Raw genomic sequence first — 18,114 nt, forward strand, 5'->3', positions numbered from 1 at the left:
CGATCGCAAGTTATACCTAGTTGAGGCCGGGGAGGCAGTGCAGTCTTGGGGTTTCACGCCACTTCCTACAACGGGGGAAAACCCCGCAACGGAGTAGCTCCCCAAGTGGAGCAACTGCCGTGAAGCAGAGGAGCTTTCTAGCAAGGGGAGAAATACCACAGATGATTGCAACTTAGTATTAATCAACTTGATTGAACGTAAGTTCGACCAACACAACGGTAGTACGATCGCTACCGCCTGTAGCTGCTATTAACTAGATATCCGACTGCTTGATGTGGATCGTCTCTAGAATCGGGGTTGCAACTCAGAAGTCAGATATCTCGTTTCACTGTTTACTTTGCAGTTTGCTGTTTGCGCCGACGGATGTAGGCACAAGCGACACCTGCGAGCGCTAGACCTGCAATTGTGTTCGGTTCAGGAACAGTACGCGTGTTCGTTTCATTTGCGGTAGATAATATTGAGCTAAAATTGACAGGCAATCCATCGCTGACCATGCGCTCAATGCGGAATACTTCACCAGGGTTGATGCGCGCGCCTGTGAATGTCGCAACAGAGTTGTTTTCAGATAGCGTGACTGTGTAAAGGTTTGAAGTAACAGTGCCAAACTGAGCATCAGGGCTTAACAGACGATACACAATATCACCAACAGAGACATCCAAGTTATTCAGGTTATTGTTAATGCTAAGTGCAGGTCCCGATCCTGTCGTCAGAATAGGACTAGCAGATGGTAGGGACGTAACTCCTAGCTCGGTGAAAGTGAAGACTGGTTCACCGGAGGGAGGTACTGAGAAAACGTCTAAGGCTTGATTGACAATCGAGACTGCTTGTGCAGCCGTTGCAGTGATAGCTAAGGTAGCTAGTGCTACAATAGTCGAGAGTGCGAACTTTTGGGTTTTCACGATTTTGAATGAACTCCTAATTAGAAAGAACTACAATCATCAAAGCTAGCCAATTGAACTTGAAGATGCACAGGATGCAAGGGAGGGATTTAATTGGCGGTCATCAGCACAAAATTTGCTACTCAAGGCAGCTTGAAAACTGAGCGATCGTTTAATAAAACCCAATTGATTTTGTAGAGATAACTAGATATCTATGTTTTCCTACTAATTTGCTCTCATTACAGCATCCTTAAAAATCACTAGTATCATAATAGATTCACTAAGCTCTTTATTGTCTTCTTTACTGGCTTCACAAAAACTTTAAAATAGTTGATCGCCCTCTTAAGTCATCTTCAGTAGATCGAAAAATAAGTGCGATCGCAAATCGTGTGATTCAGCTTTCATCGTTTTGGCATTGCAGTTGATGAGAGATGCGATCGCGTCATTCCTGAAAGCTCAACGGCAGCAATTAATCTCTTATTTTATATCTTGCATTTGCTGATTGCTCGAACGCTCCAACTCCAAATCTTCCCAAGAAACTGGATCTTCCACAGGTTCTAAATGAGTTGTAACGTGGGTTGAAGGTAGCATCCCAAGAATAGCAAGCTCAATTGCCTCGCACAAATCGTGCCCTTGTTGCACTGTCCAAGATCCAGGTACAAGAACATGAAAGGAAACAAAGCGACGGGTTCCAGCAGTACGGGTTCGCAAGGCATGAAACTGGATGTCTTCACGTTTGTACTCGTTAAGGATGCTCTTAATTGCGTCAATTTCTTTTTTCGGCAAAGCTGCATCTAGTAAGGCGCTACTGGTTTCCCGTAGCAAACGAAATCCTGTCCAAGTAATATTTGCTGCTACTATCAGCGCGACAATTGGATCGAGTACGAGAGTCCCTGTTAGCTTGACGAGTAAGATTCCAACTATCACACCACCCGAAGTCACCACATCGGTAAACAGATGGTGAGCATCAGCCCTGAGTGTAATGGAACGCAACCGTCGTCCTGCCCCTAGCAAGATAAAGGCAACAACGCCGTTGATTGCGGTTGCAAATAGGGAGAGTGCCAACCCCAATCCTAGCTGTGTTAACGGTTCTGGATGCAACAAGTGTCCCCATGCTTCAACAGCAATGCTAATGGCTGCCACTATAATCAACGCACCTTCTGCACCACTGGAGAAGTATTCGGCTTTAGAATGCCCAAAGTCGTGTTCGGCATCGGCTGGTTTCTCAGCATAGGTCAATGCCCATAGAGCCACCAATGCTGCTAAAAGATTTACAATTGATTCAATCGCATCTGAAAGCAAACCTACTGACCCGGTTAGCTGGTAAGCGCCAAATTTTAGGGCAATAGTGATGATTGCTGCTGCAATCGATAAGAAAGCGTAGGAGCGTGCTGTTGGACGACTCATCTCGGTAACAAATCTAATTACAGTGATTCCGAGTTAAGAGTACCAAATTTTACTTGACTGGTCATCAATCCTGAGTATTTCAAGACGCAATAAATCAAGACGCGATAAATGGCGTCTCTACAGGGGATCATTGCCGTGTATGAAGTTCTTGCTCATACTGGTAATGTAGCGATCGCCAATCGGATGATTGAGGTTTCATCGTTTCGGCAATCGCCATATCTACAGCAGCTTATCTAATGTAATTGGCAAATCGCGGATGCGTTTACCTGTGGCATGATAGACAGCGTTAGCGATCGCCGCCGCAGTGCCGGTAATCCCAATTTCGCCAATCCCCTTGACACCAAGCGGGTTGATATGTGGATCGTGTTCATCAACAAATAACACCTGAATATCAGGAACGTCTGCATTCACTGGTACGTGATACTCAGCTAAGTCATGGTTGACAACGCGTCCTAGATTCGGGTCTGTTACCGTATGTTCCATTAATGCCATACCGATACCATAGATAATCCCACCGATCAGCTGACTGTTGGCTGTTTTAGCATTGAGGATGCGTCCCACACCAAAAGTTCCCACCCAGCGCGTTACTCGCACTTCGCCAGAATCAGAATTAACGCGGACTTCGGCAAACTGCGATCCAAATGCGTGCATTGAGAACTTCTTTTGTTCCTCTCCCAGCTTGGCATCGGCACGCGCTTCGATCATTTTCATTCCATGCCGTGCCAAGATTGCTTGATATGTCTCGGTTGCGGACGATTTATTTTTTAAGAAAAAGCTGCCATTTTCGGCAATCACATCCTCAGCGTTTGAACTATAAAGCGGCGATTTTTGATCGGCAAGTGCGAGTTGCAAAAGCTGACTGCGAGCTTGATTTCCCGCTATATGCACGGACGAGCTGACACTAGCGGCTGTTTGTGAACCACCGGAAACGGGAGTTTCTGGCATCTTAGTATCGCCTAGTTCAAAGCGAACTTTGTCAACTGGTAGACCGAGTGCCTCAGCCGCGACTTGAGTCATGACAGTATAAGTCCCCGTGCCAATATCTTGCGAACCGCTTTGGACAACGGCTGTACCGTCTGCCATAATTCGGGCGATCGCTGATGCTGGGGAACGGTTAGTAGGATAAGTAGCTGTCGCCATACCCCAACCAATCAAATAATTGCCGTCTCGCATCGAACGGGGCTGAGGATTGCGCTTTTGCCAGCCAAACTTTTCTGCTCCTAATCTGTAGCACTGGATGAGTGACTTGCTCGACCAGGGCAGTCCTTTACTAGGATCGACATCAGCATGGTTACGCAGACGCAGTTCTACCGGATCGATATTCAGCGCATAAGCTAGTTCGTCCATTGCCGATTCTAAGGCGAACGACCCAGAAGCTTCGCCTGGGGCCCGCATAAAGGTTGGTGTACCTTCATCAAGCTGAACTAGATGGTGACTGGTTTCGATATTCGGGGAAGCGTAGAGCATGCGGGCGCTTTTACCAACAGGTTCGATAAATTCATCGAAAGTTGAAGTCTGGGAAGTGCCTGTGTGTCGCAGAGCGGTTAATTTGCCCTCGCGGGTTGCACCTAGAGAAACCTGTTGAATTGTCTCTGGTCGAAAGCCAACAGGCCCATACATTTGTATGCGACCCAGAACTAATTTCACTGGGCGCTTAACCTGCCGTGCTGCGATCGCCGCTATAGGCACATGCGACCAAGCCGACCCTTTGCAGCCGAAGCCACCGCCAACAAAGTAAGACATAACGCGGACTTTCTCTGGCTCAATTCCTAATACCCCCGCAACTTTTTGTTGAACCTGAAAGATTCCCTGAGTTGCGTCATACAGCAGCAGTTGATCGCCCTGCCAAACTGCTGTTGTGGCATGAGGCTCCATCGGATTGTGATTTTCGATGGGTGTAGTATAGGTTTGCTCGACGCGGACAGCCGCCGCCGCTAGTCCCTGGTTGACATTGCCGTGCTCTAAATCGGGCGGCTCTTCTCTGGGGATTTTACCTTTAGGCAAGTATGCCTTAGCAAGGTTATCCCGCATATTAATGGTCGGTTTCTCTTCGTCATAGCGAACTTGCACCAGCGAGGCAGCATACATAGCTCGTTCAAAGGTATCGGCAACGATGACACCAATGTGCTGACCGCTATACAGCACAACGTTATCTTGTAGCACTTGCAGCTTGCGACCGCCGCCCTTTTCTCCAGAAGCTTTAGGCGCGTTGAGGTGGGTAATTACTGCTAATACACCCGGTACTTGTTCCGCCGCCTTTGTATCGATTTGGGCTATCTTACCTTTGGCGATCGTGCTTTGAATCGTGACTCCATAAGTCATTTTTGCTACCGGAAACTCTGCCGAATAGCGTGCGCCACCCGTCACCTTCAGGTATCCATCAACTCGATTGAGCGGTTTGCCAAGAACTGTATTTGTATCCCCTGTATTCATGCCATTCCTCCCACTGTTGCCAGCGCTTTAACAATGGTGCGTTTAGTCAGTTCGACCTTAAAGGCGTTGTATTTTTGAGGTTTAGCTCCAGCGATCGCTGCGGATGCTGCTGCTTGAAATGTTGTCTCGTTTGCGGGCTTGTTCAAAAGTACTTTTTCAGCTTCATAAGCACGCCAGGGCTTTGTTCCTACTCCACCCAAGGCAATGCGGGCGGCGCGAATGATGCCATTTTGAACATCTAATGCCGCCGCAACCGATGCTATCGCAAAGGCATAAGAGGCGCGATCGCGGACTTTTAAATAGTGCGATCGCCTAGCAAGGTTTGAGGCAGGCAAGTCAACAGCAACAATTAACTCTCCATGTTGTAAAACTGTCTCCCGTTCGGGTGTCTCGCCAGGTAGGAGATGAAAATCTACTAGTGGAATACTGCGCTCTCCATTCGGCCCGCGTGTTTGCACAACAGCATCAAGTGCTACCATTGCCACAGCCATATCAGAGGGATGAGTGGCAATACAGCGATCGCTACCGCCAAGAATTGCGTGAATGCGGTTGTAACCCTCGATTGCCCCACAACCTGAACCTGGAACGCGCTTGTTACAGGGCATCGAAGTGTCGCGGAAGTAGTAACAACGGGTACGTTGCAGCAAATTCCCGCCCACACTTGCCATGTTTCGCAGTTGCGGCGATGCCCCAGACAGCAATGCCTCCGACAGCACAGGGTAACGCTCCTGAATCATCGCATTATAAGCAACTTCACTATTGCGTGCCATTGCGCCAATCCGCACACCGTTGCCCTGCATTTCTATCTTGGTTAGCGGTAATGGGTTAATGTCAACCAACTCTTTTGGTGTCTGGACATTCAGCTTCATCAAATCGATTAGGCTAGTACCACCAGCGAGGTACGACGCTTGAGCTTCTGGAGACACCAATGCCACGGCATTCTCCGCTTGTCCTGCTTTCTTATAGCTAAACGGCTGCATCTTTTTTTCCCTCTAAGACATCGCGGACAGCAGCCACGATATTTGGATAAGCCCCACAACGGCAGATATTGCCGCTCATCAGTTCGCGAATGTCGGCATCCGATTTAGCGTGTCCCTCGTTCACCAAACCCACCGCCGAACAAATCTGCCCTGGCGTGCAGTAGCCGCACTGAAACGCATCGCGGGACAGAAACGCGGCTTGCATCGGGTGCAGATTGTTTCCTTGCTCCAACCCTTCAATAGTTGTGATTTTTGCATCGGTGTGCATAATTGCAAATGCCAGGCACGAATTAATTCGTTGCCCATCAACCAGCACCGTGCAAGCACCGCACTGACCATGATCGCAACCTTTTTTAGTACCAATTAGTCCTAGATATTCCCGAAGTGCATCAAGTAAAGTAACACGCGGTTCAATCTGTAAACTATGTGGTGTTCCGTTCACTTGCAGCGTCACCTTCACAGTTTCAGAAGTGGAAGTTGCCAGCATTGGAGTAGTTTTTTTGACTTGAGTTTCTGCTACAGCTTTCTCTACAAAATTAGCGATCGTTGCCGCTACTGTACTGAAGACCATCAATTGACCCAACTTGCGGCGTCTTAAGACAAACCTCATTTGTTCGCTCCATTCTGTTTTTGTTAAAAATATTGAGTAATTATCTCTACTAAAATAATTGATAAAAAACCATATTTTCTTACAAGCATTTTCTCTAAAAAGACATTGTTAATAGAATACAATTTCGTTTTGTTATGTCTCTCTATCGGAAGGTTTATGCCATAAGTATTATCTATAATTCTTTAAATAGAATTAAGGCATCAGTCGTCAGAAGAAAGCCATGAGTTTGAGTTCGACTGGCGAATGAATAAACAGTGAAACATCACACTAAATATGCTTTATTTCGTGTGATGTTTTTTGCTACAGCGAAATAAGTCAGCAGAAAAGTTTGTTGCAATGCTTTCTCAATTGCAAAGCACAGTAAAAAGGAGAACAAGAATATTGTTCCCCTATGAACGCTTTATAGTCTATGTTATTGAAAGCGGCTATAACGTTTTTAGCTTTTAGCGATCGCCAAATTTCAAATAACAGCAAATCAGTTTTCATCTCGCCCGTGAACTTGAGCGGGTGGACTGGTTGCTTCAACAGCAGTAAATGGTTCTAGAATTTTATAGGTGTGGCTAGCTCCTTTTGGTACTATCCAAGAACTCCTAGGTTCTAGTAAAATCGTTTGCCCTTCAATATGTAATTCAGCACGACCATTGATTACATAACCAACAGTTTCATATTCGCGTGCTGTTGGCTCTTTAGATTCGTTCGGTTGTTCATTTTCCCACAGACGCATGGAAATATTTTTGCCAGATGCAAGATATTTTTGACCAAGTTGGCCTTTAGGAGAATGACTAGAGTCTACTTTGCTAACAGTTGTATCAGACATATTTTTTTGCCTCTTTGATAGTTTTAACTTTAAGCATGGGGAATAGGGCATTGGGCATGGGGAAGAGGACAAGGGGACAAGGAGAATTGGGGACAAGGAGAATTGGGGACAAGGAGAAAAACTTGTTGCAAGTTCTCACCTCTGCTCCCCTGCTCCTCTGCTCCCCTGCTTCCCATTACGGTTTGAGTACAACTTTGATACAGTTATCTTTCTTCTCCTTAAAAATTTCGTAGCCGTGGGGCGCTTGTTCTAGAGGTAAGCTGTGAGTGATGATAAACGTTGGATCGATATCACCGTTTTGGATGTGTTCTAGCAAAGGTTTTAAATACTTGTGGACGTGTGTTTGTCCCATTTTCAAGGTTAGGCCCTTGTTCATCGCAGCACCCATCGGCACTTTATCTACAAAGCCACCATATACACCCGGAATTGATACGTGACCACCTTTGCGACAAGAGACAATTACTTGTCGTAATGCCGTTGGACGGTCTGTTTCTAAACGTACTGCTTGCTTTACCTGGTCGTACATCGCCATAAAATCTGTGCCATGTGCTTCCATTCCCACTGCATCAATGCAAGCATCGGGGCCACGACCACCAGTCATTTCTTTGAGTGCTTCGCCTACATCGACTTCTTCGTAGTTGAGAACTTCAGCTTTGCCGTATTCTTTAGCCATTTGCAGACGTTCGGGAATGCGATCAAAAGCGATTACCCGTTCAGCACCTAGCATATATGCGCTTCTGATGGCGAATTGCCCGACAGGGCCACAACCCCAAACGGCGACAATATCACCGGGTTGGATGTTGCAGTTCTCAGCTGCCATATAGCCTGTGGGGAAAATGTCTGTTAAAAATAGTACTTGCTCATCCGTTAAACCATCAGGGATTTTGAACAAGCCGACATCGGCAAAAGGCACTCGTGCATACTCTGCTTGACCACCAGCGTAACCGCCGAATAAATGAGAGTAGCCAAATAGACCTGATGGCGAATAGCCCATTTGCTTTTCTACTAACCAACCATTGGGGTTAGAGTTATCGCACAATGACCATAAATCCCGATTACAGAAAAAGCAGCTACCGCAGGAGATGGTGAAAGGAACAACGACGCGATCGCCTATATTCACATTTTTAACTGCACTTCCAAGTTCTACAACTTCCCCCATGAATTCATGGCCAAGGATATCACCCTTTTCCATTGAGGGGATGTAGCCATTGTAAATATGCAAATCAGATCCACAAATTGCCGTGGAAGTAATTTTAATAATGGCATCACGCGGATTAAGAATTGTGGGGTCAGGAACCGTTTCTACCCGCACATCATTTGCTCCATGCCAGCAAACTGCTTTCATAATTATTTAGTCCTTAGTTATAATTTATGGAGCATTCATATCAAGATGAATACTAAATTTAACTTGATTTTGAGACGCGATAACTATCGCGTCTCAGTAACCGCTAAAAAGTTATTCAACAATGTATGAGTCAACAATCTCGACTCAAAATTTGTTAACCGTCTAGCTGCTACCTCTCAGTTATTTGCTAGAAGGAGTGCGATAATAACCTTCTCTACTTTTACTTAATGATGAAGTTTCATCTCCGGTTCTGTTTGAAGTAGGATCAAAAAACTCTTTTGTTGCTTCAGGAGGTTTTTCATCCAAGTTTAACTTTTCGCGGATATTATCAACAGTGCTTTTGATTGGGTTTTTTGATTTTTGGGTATTATTGATTTGGGTATCGTTTCTAATTTCACCTTGCTGATTTGGCACTCCTTTATAATAAGTACCCTCTGGAGTTTTAACGTCAGCCAGTGCTATGTTAGTGTAGCTAAAAGCTTGACCCAATAAGAACATAAATCCTACGAGGAAAACTACAAAAATTTGAGAAATGCGAATATTCCGCAGCCATGAAATTACTCGATTCATAAAAAACCTCAATTACATTATGTTGGGTGTACAATTCAAAACCTTAAATGACTGTTCACCATTCAGGTTTAAGAATAACTTTGATAGAGTTATCCTTTTTTTTGTTGAAAAATGTGATGGTCTTCTATACCAACAGCATCGATGCAAGCATCGGGGCCATAGCCACCAGTTATCTGTTTCAACACTTCGCCAGGATTAACTTACGAAGAAGTTAATCACTTTTGCTTTGGCAAACTTTTTCGCCATTTTCAGGCGTTTGGGAAAGCGATCGCTATTAATCGCAACTACTTACGTCCACTTGGTTGACCTTCGGTGGTGGCAATTTCACCTGCTTCCATTAGCATCTTGAAGCGGCGCAATTCATCACCAATCTGCTGTTCTGGTTCTTCACCGAAAAGTTTAGCTACGGTAGCTGCCAATGCTCCACCTGGTGGGTTATACTCCAAGACAATCTTTACTTCTGTGCCGCGATCGCCTGGTGCTTTTTTGAAGCGGACAAAACCAGAATTATCAACGTCTGCACCTTCTACAGAAGCCCAAGAAATAAACTCATTTTCTCGGTCTTCGAGAATATCTGCATCCCATTCCACGCTGCTACCTAATGGTGCATTGGCTATCCAATGAGAACGTTTTTCGTTATACACCTTTACTGACTTGAGATGCTTCATAAAGGTGGGCAAATTCTCAAAGTTATGCCAAAAACGATACAATTCTTCTGCTGATTTATTAATTGTTACCGTCTTTTCAACTTTGATCGGTTGGTTTATCCCGATTGCTTCCTGTGCTTGCTGGATTGTACTTTGTTTCGTTGCACCTTGATAAATCAAACCACCACCAGCCAAAGCCGTCAGCGCTCCCCGCAGAGAACCTTGTTTTAAACCCATCAGCACCATAGCACCGCCACCGATGAGAGATGCCCAACGCTCTACTTCATTAGCTTCACCCTGACTAGTAGTAAGTTTATCGCCTGATGTCGAAGTCACTTTTTTTCTCTCCATTACATACAGTAGATAACTCTAGATAACTCCAGAAATTAAATATGCGTTATCCAGAAACCTTGTAGAGACGTAGTAGTACTACCTCTCTAATTCTTTTTGATCGGATGTCTAGTAAAATAACCAAAACGCAAATTCTCACGAGACATTAAGCATGGCTTGGTTGTCCATAGGAGTATGCGTCTCTGCGATTGGTTACATTGATATAGCTGCGCCTGTAGTCGGCTTAGGAGGCGCAACCTGAGCGCTTATCCGCGCTCGATACAACTCTATTAATTGCTGTTCGGATTTCAATAAATCTTGGTAAATTTCTTTGAAAATAGCAGTTGCTACTGGGTCGGTAAACATCGCAGACAAATTGCCAATATCGCCGATACCAGTTTGCAGATCACCTAAAGCAGAACGTAACTGATATATGTCATCACTTCCAGTTAAGGCAGTTTTCACCTTAGCATACTGATTGGCAATATTTGCACCTAAAGAAGGTTTTTCGCCCAATAACTGAAGATAGGTTTCTAGTTTTTTAATGTGGCGCTGTTTATTAGTAATTATTTCTTGAAAGACTGAATTAACTTCGCTATCTGATTCCTTTTCCAAGTAATTTTCAAATGCTTCTAGCGAATAACGTTCACCAGCAAGAGCATTATTTAAACCTCTGGTGATATCACCTTTAGTTGAGCCACCCCAAGCATCTGCAAGCTTCCACCATTCAGCACTTGTGTCTTTCTCATTTGGCAATGCAGCATCTTTGCCACCATAACCCAAACGGGTCAAAATAGCTGTGGTAAAAATTGCCAAGTCTCCAGGTTCGCGAGATGTAATCAAATTCCCGTCAACTACTACCGGCTCATCTAAATAATTTGCGCCAGCGTTAGTTATATCCTTGGCAATAGCAATAAACCCAGTGACTTGTTTGCCTTTGAGCAAGTCGCCTTCAATCAAAACTTGTGGCCCGTGACAAACAGCAGCGACTAATTTTCCTTGTTGGATAGCCTCTTGTACGAAACGTACTGTATTAAGGTTCCGTCGCATTTTGTCAGGAGCCATACCGCCGGGAATCACTACTGCATCAAATTCAGCTGCGATCGCTTCCGTTGTGGTACCGTCAGCTTGTATGCTAAGTTTGCCGCGTTTACCCTTATATTTTTCATTCATTCGGGAACCAAGGACTACTACATCAATTCCTGCTTGTTTGAATCCATTATATGGAACTATAAATTCTGCATCCTCTACTGCTTGTTCAATGAGGATAGCGACTTTTTTATTGCCGGAGTGATTGTTATGTTCAGTCATAAATGGTGTTCCGTTTTTATTTCTCTAGTCTTTAACTACTTACAAAAATATTTATCGATGAAGACAGTTAAACAGCCAAACTTTTAACTAAATAAATGATGTTGAATTACCTATCCGCATTATCTACCTCCGTTACTCAAATAATTTTGAGTGTTCCATTGTTTAGCATTTAGGTAATTAAAAATGTGAATACTAATCTAAAATACTAAACTTAAAATTTTGTTTATGTTTACTTATTCTTCCCGAAAAAATAGTTATGAGTTAAAAGTTCGCTAATTAATAATTTCGGTTGGCTTCTAACTCATAACTTCAACTACAAGTTCCTTGACCATGAATTCATAGCTACAATCTTATGGCGCGATCTCTAGTTTAGCGTCGTACCCAGGGGATAGATTATTTTATAAGTTATACACCTCTAGTTAGACAAATTGCTGACAAGAAAACGTTATTGTGAGAATGCAGAAAAGGGCTAGTATCATGGCAGAAAAAAATCATAATGACAAAATTAAAAGTAATGATTTGCCACAAGAGATTACCGAATCCTACGGTACTGGTGTAAAAGACTTGCCGGGATACAATATTGGCGGACGCTCCATGCAGGATGAAAGAGACGAGTACACAGAAACAAGTCCGAAACTGACTGGTGGGGATGTTGATGCTTATTGGCAAGATGCAGATGCAGTTGGAGATGAAGCTGTTGGTGGTAGTACTTCCACTCCCGATAAAAATGTCACAGAGGACTTAGAAGCAGCAGTGGGGCTAGAAATGGCTGATTCTGAGTTTTTGCATACCAACGATATTTTAGAGGATCGTGATGGCGATCGCTGGGAGTTAGATCCAAAGTCTTCTGAAGATTATCAAGACCGATGAGAATAATTACCAATGACAAGAAGCAACCAAATTAGCCACTATCTCAACTAGTTCTTCTGGAGCGATGGGTTTAGATATATGAGTGTCAAAGCCCGCTTCCAAGGCACGGATACGAGCCTCACTATCAGCAAAGGCTGTTAAAGCAATAGCCGGGACTCGTCCAGAATTATTTGGTTTAAGCGCACGGAATTTGGAAATGAAAGTGTAGCCATCCTCCCCAGGCAACCCGATATCACTAATTAAAACATCGGGTTGCAATTCAGACAATACATTACGTGCATCTGCTGCTGATATTACTGCTATAACTGTTGCTCCATCCATTTCCAAGACAGTAGTGATAAAAAAGCGAGTATCATCATCATCCTCAACTACCAAGATATCTAAACCAGTAAGAGTTCCAGAAGTTTGCATAATAAATGACATTTTATTTATCCTTACTTGCTATATTTGTAATTCGTAATTAAGAGTACAGAGCAAGCAGTGATTACAACTACGAATTACGTTAGCGAGTCAGCAAGCGTCATTATCAATTACGAATTATTATGACTTTTACACCCATTAGAGCTTCTTTTAGAGCAGATTTTAGATTTACAAAAGTAGATTGATGTGCTCGGAGTGCTGATGAGATACCGAAGCAGGCTCTTTTAACAAGAAATGATTTAACACCATAATTTCAAACACATAGCTTGATGTTTACTACTCCTTTATCTATTTTCCTACTGGAAGACCACTTCGCACAAATGAAATTCAAGCGTCGTTAGAAAGTCCTCACTTATCTCGATTTTCAGAATAATTCAAAATTCAGGAGTCAAAACTAATTCTGAATACTGATTGACAAAATGCGCTTTACGTTAATTCTCACCGATGCCCTAGTGAAGTTACGATTGATAAGGATAGAACAATTTGTTTAAGCATACAGACAAAAAAGCCAACAATATTATTATTGAAGACTTTTTTTGTTTTTTGGTTGCTAGTGATTATTGAAGAGGTTTTCAAATATGCTGATACCGTAAAACTACAGCAGAGATTAAAATTGATTCCCAAGCCCTGCTAATTCCGTTTCGATCGAGGATAAAAATGATAGGGGCTGACTCATATTAGCAGCAAAGCCCAGAATTCCTGGATCTCGATGTTCGTAAAGTAACTGGCCTTTGGTATCAAACAGAAAAGTTCCACCACGCTGAGTTAAGTAGGCAGAATTAGGTACATAAGTATGCCAATTGCTAAGAACTTCCACCATATTCCGTAGCCGTAAAGTAGCTAATTCAAACGGACGTTGAAACCCACTTCCGCCAGCTAATTTGAAAAACGAGCCTTGAAAAGCAGGTAGAGGAGTACCTTGAATAATTTCATCATCTTCAATGAGTTGAGGGGCTTGACGATCTCCCCTGTATCCCCGAAAAACTTCTCTTAGTGTTCCAGGACTTCCAAACCCTGCACACATTAACACTAGATTTAGCCAAGCTTTCTGAGTAGGGGAAAGTCCAGCCAGAGGAAGATTCAGTCCTGAATAAAGTTTGAGTTGGTGATGTAGTTCTGCATTAGGTTCAACAAATAAATTTTCGGCTGGAAATCCTGTATATTCACAGAATCTTGTTCCAGAGGCGCGATTACCAATTCCCACTGCACGAATAGCGAGTTTTTCATCTGACAATTTCTTAGCTTCGCGCTGTAACCACCACGCATATTCAAGACTATCAAAATCCCCAAGTTGGGGCCAGACTAAAACAAGGATATATGAGGCAGTCTCGCAATTTTCTAGTAGGGGGCGGGTCATGCCATCACTAACACGCTGAAGTCCGGTCTGATTAAGGATAGTGTAAGGATTCATGACAAATGATTACTCGGATATTTGGGGTATCAGTGACACAGGATTTACTAAAGCATTAATATGCCATCATCTCAGGTTTGTAAATATTTTGTTATACTAGTTAACAGAAGTTCATATTTAGGTTTGACACCGCTAAGTAAGGGAATACCCAGTAGGTCGCTTGATGAGTGTATTACTGCTAACGGCAGCTAGATATGAAAGCTTCTTCTCAAGATTGCCAACATTGACCCTTTAGTTTTCGCCTAGTTGGGCGATTGACCCTGCGATGAATCAACCCATTACATTATCCTTAGAACAAGAATTTAGCCTTAGAACTTTTGCCGATCAAGTCGAGCAGATGTCCCGCGAACAAGCTCAAGAGTTTTTGCTTATGCTTTATAAGCAGATGATAATTCGGGAAACGACTTATCAAGAATTGCTCAAACATCAGTGGGAACTTGATTCAGACTCAATCTTCGGCTAAAGCATACAAACAAATAAATGTTTTGAATTTAGCAGCGACAAAGAAATATTGGTATAAACTTGTGGGAGAGAGAAGCAGCCATTGATTGCTCCTCTCTCCCATGTTTTTAATTGATTATTATTCTATTTATTGCTGATTTTATTTTTTGGAAGTCCCTTCCCACTCCAATTGAACTGATGTCGGGAGCATCTCAATGAGTGTAAAAACACGCCTGTCCTGGCGAATGGAATTCGCGCGCTAGTTGCTCATGAGGGAAACCCCCAGACGCTCTCTACGTTCGCGCAGCGTGTCGTTCGCGGTAGCGTTGCGTAGCAAAGACAGACGCTAAAAGCGTAGCTTGCTTCTCTGAAAGAGTACGCAGACTCGCTAACGCTGCGTTGGCGTCTCCCCTTCTCCCAAAGGGAGAGGCTAGCGCCAAGGGAGAAGACCACACTGGCTTGGCTATACAAACAAAAGCTACACTTCGACAAGCTCAGTGACCGCCTTCGTGGGTTTCAAATTGTTTGAGTCCGCGTAGGCGGAGTTCTCTGCGAGACGCTACGCGAACGGCTCTATAGATAGAGAAATATCCTGAGCAAAGCTGGTATATTTACAAGTTTTAGTAGTAACATTTTTTGAATAGAATTAAGAGATTAACCTGGTATTTTTACAAGCCTTGGCAGTATGAATATGGAATTTTTTAACAGGATTCCTTTGATGCCTTTAGTATTACTCTTATTGGCTTACATTCTCCTGGGATGGTATCTTGCTGCTAATCATATTATTTGGTTAGTAGGAGCTTTTGTTGTTGCTATGGTTATAGCTGTAGTACGAAAGAGCTTTTCTTGGTTCGAGCGTTTAGTTGAGTTTGACTCTAAAACTTTAGTTGTCATCTTGTTTTTAAGTATATCAATTGCTTTAGTAGCAACTTGGTCGATATTATTAAGGCTCTTTATTATCCCCTTAGCCACTACGCTGTTAGCTGATTTGGAAATGCGCTTTTCTGGCTGCAATAAACTAGATTCGTTTTGGGTTATAACTGTCCTAGCTGTATTGGGTTTGGTAGTAGGTGAAGTAATAGATATTTTACTTTTTCCCAGTAGCAGATATTAAATAATTAGGGATAACAAGCTGATACATTATTAATTAATTAACAGCGCACAGATGTGCATCCATACTTAGTCAAAACTATGGAGCGATCGCTGTTTGTATTACAGCAGGGTTTAAATCAATGAAACGTTTGCGGTATAAAAATTACGCATAGCAGTATCAGTTTTTAATCAAACAAGGCACGATTACCCCTTATGAGTCAATCATTCTTTAGATGACTATAAACATTTTCGTCTTCTATATATGCAGCCATAGTGATCGCACTTTTAACTGCTTTGAACATCGTCGGTTTGCAACAGAGTAAGTGGACACAAAACTTGCTGAGTGCTGCGAAAGTTCTAGGTTTGTTGCTGGTAGTCATTATTGGGCTTACCGCCATTCCTAATTCTGCTACGCCTGTAGAATCTGCATCATCGGGAACCTGGGGACTAGCGATGGTTTTTGTGTTGTTGTCTTACGGCGGTTGGAATGAGGCGGCTTACATCTGTGCAGAAATTCAAGATGGACGACGTAATATTGTGCGATCGCTAATGTGGAGTATTAGTATTATCACTACCATTTACTTACTAATCAATCTGGCTTACCTGCGGGGACTGGGATTAGCAAACATGGCACAGTCAGAAGCAGTAGCCGCAGATTTAATGCGCTCTCTTTGGGGTGAACCAGGAGCTTTGTTTATCAGTGTGCTGATTGCGATCGCTACTTTGGGAGCAACCAACGCCACAATCTTTACTGGAGCGCGTAATTGGTACGCGCTGGGACAGGATTTTTCGCTATTTGGTTTTATGGGACACTGGCAACAACGTCCGAGCAGTCCTACCTATGCCTTATTCTTGCAAGCAGCGATCGCCTTAGCACTAGTTTTTTTAGGCACGCTCACCCGCAAAGGATTTCAAACAATGGTGGATTACACTGCCCCGATATTTTGGTTTTTCTTCCTGCTTTCCGGCATATCACTGCTGGTCTTGCGCATCCGCGAACCCCACATAGTTCGCCCTTTCCGTGTGCCATTTTATTCTTTAACACCATTACTGTTTTGCGCCGTCTGCGCCTACTTGCTTTATTCCAGCTTGGTTTATACAGTCCAGTTTGTCCAACAAGATTTGTTCAACACTGATTTTAGTGAAGCAACAGTAGTTACACTTTATTTACTGCCAGAGATCAACGCCAAACTCCGTCCCAAGCTGTTGAAAGAACTTAAACCTGGGACTCGCATTGTCTCCCACGCCTTCGATATGGGTGATTGGAAACCACAGCAGACTCTCAATGTAGAGGGCAAAACTGTTTACTATTGGGTAGTTCCTGAACAAGTGCCAGCGAATTTGCGATAGGGATTAATACCAATTCGTAATTAAGAGGCGTCAGATTCAAGTTAAGTTCCATTTCTTGAATCTGTAGCCTGATTTTTGAGAATTGTTTTCAGAAATTCAAAATTATCAAATACTTATTTTTAACTTTAAACTCCGGGGTTGCATATTTGCGGGATGATTTTACTATTTTGTGGGATGGGCAACATGAGCGTCCCTTGTATTTCCGGGCGGGCAGGATGCCCACTCCACAAAAATCATCCCTTAATTCAGCAACGCCTAAATTCCCTCCAATGGGGGTTGACAGTACAAGGCTTAAGTGTGGAAAAGAGTAATCTAAACTCCAAAATTATTTGACTAGTGCAAATTCAAATCAGGGCAGCTTAGAGAGGAAATATGATAGGCTTAAAAGGAAAGAATGCTTTAATTACAGGTGCAACTTTAGGTATCGGTCAGGCGATCGCTATCAGACTCGCTCAAGAAGGGTGCAACATCGCCATCAATTACCGCTCATACCCTGATGCCGCAGCAGACACAGACAGAAGAGATGGCATTGCAAAAATCCTGTGGAAATATCGAAAATTGTGGTGTGAAGTCGCTGCTGCTTCAAGGAGATGTCTCCCAAGAATCAGACATTATTGAGATGGTCAACACCGTAGTAAACGAATTTGGCAGTTTAGATATTCTAGTTAATAATGCTGGCATTCAAACAGAAAGTCCATCCCACGAAGTTACCACAGCAGACTTTGATCGGGTAATTGCAGTCAATCTTTGGGGTGCTTATCTCTGCGCGCGTGAAACTATTAAACACCTCCTGTCTGTTAATCGTCCAAGAGCGATTATTAATATTTCCAGCGTTCACGAAATTATTGGGCGACCGATGTATATCAGTTATTCTATTAGCAAAGGCGGGATGGAAAACCTCACCAAAACTTTAGCTTTGGAATATGCAAGCCAAGGTATTCGTGTCAATGCCATTGGCCCTGGAGCAACAATCACGCGAATGAACCAAGCCTGGATAGACGATCCTGAAAAAAAGGCGATTGTGGAAAGTCACATCCCAATGGGGCGTGCTGGCTCTTCAGAGGAGATGGCAGCCGCAGTAGCTTTTTTAGCTTCGGACGAAGCCGCCTACATCACCGGACAAACGCTATTTGTAGATGGTGGATTGACTCTATATGCTGACTTCCGGGAATCTTGGTCAGCTTGAGGTTAGGCTGGCGTAC

Annotated in this window: 17 protein-coding genes and 1 pseudogene; 6 read left to right on the forward strand and 12 right to left on the reverse strand. The window is 43.4% G+C overall.

Features of this window, described 5'->3' with window-relative positions; translation table 11 throughout:
• Positions 1–332: 332 nt before the first annotated feature.
• A complete protein-coding gene (locus V7K44_RS16870) occupies positions 333–899 on the reverse strand; it encodes a PEP-CTERM sorting domain-containing protein (protein ID WP_334933088.1) in 567 nt (188 codons plus the stop codon).
• Between the two features lie 456 nt (positions 900–1,355).
• The gene (locus V7K44_RS16875) at positions 1,356–2,285 is read right to left on the reverse strand and encodes a cation diffusion facilitator family transporter (RefSeq protein WP_334933089.1); all 930 of its coding nucleotides are present in this window, start codon (positions 2,283–2,285) and stop codon (positions 1,356–1,358) included.
• A 108-nt stretch (positions 2,286–2,393) separates the two neighbouring features.
• Here V7K44_RS16875 and V7K44_RS16880 point away from each other — a divergent pair, with 108 nt between their 5' ends.
• Positions 2,394–2,522 carry a hypothetical protein gene (locus tag V7K44_RS16880; protein WP_334933090.1) on the forward strand — a complete coding sequence of 43 codons (129 nt, stop codon included), beginning with the start codon at positions 2,394–2,396 and terminating at the stop codon, positions 2,520–2,522.
• Here the strand turns inward: V7K44_RS16880 and V7K44_RS16885 are convergent.
• From V7K44_RS16885 to V7K44_RS16925, 8 genes are all read right to left on the reverse strand, one after another.
• Positions 2,505–4,718, reverse strand: a complete 2,214-nt coding sequence (locus tag V7K44_RS16885; RefSeq protein ID WP_334933091.1) for a xanthine dehydrogenase family protein molybdopterin-binding subunit — start codon at positions 4,716–4,718, stop codon at positions 2,505–2,507. The genes V7K44_RS16880 and V7K44_RS16885 overlap by 18 nt on opposite strands.
• Positions 4,715–5,698 carry an FAD binding domain-containing protein gene (locus V7K44_RS16890; RefSeq protein WP_334933092.1) on the reverse strand — a complete coding sequence of 328 codons (984 nt, stop codon included), beginning with the start codon at positions 5,696–5,698 and terminating at the stop codon, positions 4,715–4,717. Before V7K44_RS16890 ends, V7K44_RS16885 begins: the two co-directional genes overlap by 4 nt.
• The gene (locus V7K44_RS16895; RefSeq protein WP_334933093.1) at positions 5,685–6,308 is read right to left on the reverse strand and encodes a (2Fe-2S)-binding protein; all 624 of its coding nucleotides are present in this window, start codon (positions 6,306–6,308) and stop codon (positions 5,685–5,687) included. Before V7K44_RS16895 ends, V7K44_RS16890 begins: the two co-directional genes overlap by 14 nt.
• Before the next feature lie 475 nt (positions 6,309–6,783).
• Complete coding sequence (locus V7K44_RS16900) at positions 6,784–7,125, reverse strand: cupin domain-containing protein (RefSeq protein WP_334933094.1); 342 nt, start codon at positions 7,123–7,125, stop codon at positions 6,784–6,786.
• 175 nt (positions 7,126–7,300) lie between these two features.
• Positions 7,301–8,470 (reverse strand): zinc-dependent alcohol dehydrogenase, encoded by a 1,170-nt coding sequence (locus V7K44_RS16905; protein ID WP_334933095.1) that lies wholly within the window; start codon positions 8,468–8,470, stop codon positions 7,301–7,303.
• Positions 8,471–8,650: 180 nt separating this feature from the next.
• A complete protein-coding gene (locus tag V7K44_RS16910) occupies positions 8,651–9,040 on the reverse strand; it encodes a hypothetical protein (protein WP_334933096.1) in 390 nt (129 codons plus the stop codon).
• 284 nt (positions 9,041–9,324) lie between these two features.
• Positions 9,325–10,023 (reverse strand): SRPBCC family protein, encoded by a 699-nt coding sequence (locus V7K44_RS16920; RefSeq protein ID WP_334933097.1) that lies wholly within the window; start codon positions 10,021–10,023, stop codon positions 9,325–9,327.
• A 207-nt stretch (positions 10,024–10,230) separates the two neighbouring features.
• Positions 10,231–11,328 carry a DJ-1/PfpI/YhbO family deglycase/protease gene (locus tag V7K44_RS16925; RefSeq protein WP_334933098.1) on the reverse strand — a complete coding sequence of 366 codons (1,098 nt, stop codon included), beginning with the start codon at positions 11,326–11,328 and terminating at the stop codon, positions 10,231–10,233.
• Positions 11,329–11,805: 477 nt separating this feature from the next.
• On the opposite strand from V7K44_RS16925, the gene V7K44_RS16930 reads away from it, so the two are divergent.
• Complete coding sequence (locus tag V7K44_RS16930; protein WP_094350796.1) at positions 11,806–12,198, forward strand: DUF6335 family protein; 393 nt, start codon at positions 11,806–11,808, stop codon at positions 12,196–12,198.
• Positions 12,199–12,204: 6 nt separating this feature from the next.
• Here V7K44_RS16930 and V7K44_RS16935 read toward each other — a convergent pair whose 3' ends face one another.
• Entirely contained in the window at positions 12,205–12,621 is a 417-nt protein-coding gene (locus V7K44_RS16935; protein WP_334933099.1) for a response regulator, read from the reverse strand.
• Between the two features lie 604 nt (positions 12,622–13,225).
• Positions 13,226–14,029: a peroxiredoxin-like family protein gene (locus V7K44_RS16940; protein ID WP_334933100.1), complete on the reverse strand. Its 804-nt coding sequence runs from the start codon at positions 14,027–14,029 to the stop codon at positions 13,226–13,228.
• Between the two features lie 265 nt (positions 14,030–14,294).
• Between V7K44_RS16940 and V7K44_RS16945 the strand changes: the two genes are divergently transcribed.
• The 4 genes and pseudogenes from V7K44_RS16945 to V7K44_RS16960 all read left to right on the forward strand — a co-directional run bounded on the left by V7K44_RS16945 (position 14,295) and on the right by V7K44_RS16960 (position 18,098).
• Entirely contained in the window at positions 14,295–14,492 is a 198-nt protein-coding gene (locus tag V7K44_RS16945; protein ID WP_334933101.1) for an NblA/ycf18 family protein, read from the forward strand.
• Positions 14,493–15,155: 663 nt separating this feature from the next.
• The gene (locus tag V7K44_RS16950) at positions 15,156–15,584 is read left to right on the forward strand and encodes a hypothetical protein (RefSeq protein ID WP_334933102.1); all 429 of its coding nucleotides are present in this window, start codon (positions 15,156–15,158) and stop codon (positions 15,582–15,584) included.
• 236 nt (positions 15,585–15,820) lie between these two features.
• Positions 15,821–16,912 carry an APC family permease gene (locus V7K44_RS16955; protein WP_334933116.1) on the forward strand — a complete coding sequence of 364 codons (1,092 nt, stop codon included), beginning with the start codon at positions 15,821–15,823 and terminating at the stop codon, positions 16,910–16,912.
• Between the two features lie 372 nt (positions 16,913–17,284).
• Positions 17,285–18,098: pseudogene (locus tag V7K44_RS16960) on the forward strand (glucose 1-dehydrogenase).
• Positions 18,099–18,114 lie beyond the last annotated feature (16 nt).

The organism is Nostoc sp., from assembly GCF_036917235.1.
In the GTDB taxonomy this organism is placed as follows: domain Bacteria; phylum Cyanobacteriota; class Cyanobacteriia; order Cyanobacteriales; family Nostocaceae; genus Nostoc.

What these genes read in the sequence shown, in the direction of transcription:
- V7K44_RS16890 (WP_334933092.1), bottom strand. Translation starts at nt 5,698, where the DNA reads ATGCAGCCGTTTAGCTATAAGAAAGCAGGACAAGCGGAGAATGCCGTG.
- V7K44_RS16905 (WP_334933095.1), bottom strand. Translation starts at nt 8,470, where the DNA reads ATGAAAGCAGTTTGCTGGCATGGAGCAAATGATGTGCGGGTAGAAACG.
- V7K44_RS16885 (WP_334933091.1), bottom strand. Translation starts at nt 4,718, where the DNA reads ATGAATACAGGGGATACAAATACAGTTCTTGGCAAACCGCTCAATCGA.
- V7K44_RS16880 (WP_334933090.1), top strand. Translation starts at nt 2,394, where the DNA reads ATGGCGTCTCTACAGGGGATCATTGCCGTGTATGAAGTTCTTGCTCAT.
- V7K44_RS16930 (WP_094350796.1), top strand. Translation starts at nt 11,806, where the DNA reads ATGGCAGAAAAAAATCATAATGACAAAATTAAAAGTAATGATTTGCCA.
- V7K44_RS16875 (WP_334933089.1), bottom strand. Translation starts at nt 2,285, where the DNA reads ATGAGTCGTCCAACAGCACGCTCCTACGCTTTCTTATCGATTGCAGCA.
- V7K44_RS16925 (WP_334933098.1), bottom strand. Translation starts at nt 11,328, where the DNA reads ATGACTGAACATAACAATCACTCCGGCAATAAAAAAGTCGCTATCCTC.
- V7K44_RS16950 (WP_334933102.1), top strand. Translation starts at nt 15,156, where the DNA reads ATGAATATGGAATTTTTTAACAGGATTCCTTTGATGCCTTTAGTATTA.
- V7K44_RS16910 (WP_334933096.1), bottom strand. Translation starts at nt 9,040, where the DNA reads ATGAATCGAGTAATTTCATGGCTGCGGAATATTCGCATTTCTCAAATT.
- V7K44_RS16895 (WP_334933093.1), bottom strand. Translation starts at nt 6,308, where the DNA reads ATGAGGTTTGTCTTAAGACGCCGCAAGTTGGGTCAATTGATGGTCTTC.
- V7K44_RS16940 (WP_334933100.1), bottom strand. Translation starts at nt 14,029, where the DNA reads ATGAATCCTTACACTATCCTTAATCAGACCGGACTTCAGCGTGTTAGT.
- V7K44_RS16945 (WP_334933101.1), top strand. Translation starts at nt 14,295, where the DNA reads ATGAATCAACCCATTACATTATCCTTAGAACAAGAATTTAGCCTTAGA.
- V7K44_RS16935 (WP_334933099.1), bottom strand. Translation starts at nt 12,621, where the DNA reads ATGTCATTTATTATGCAAACTTCTGGAACTCTTACTGGTTTAGATATC.
- V7K44_RS16900 (WP_334933094.1), bottom strand. Translation starts at nt 7,125, where the DNA reads ATGTCTGATACAACTGTTAGCAAAGTAGACTCTAGTCATTCTCCTAAA.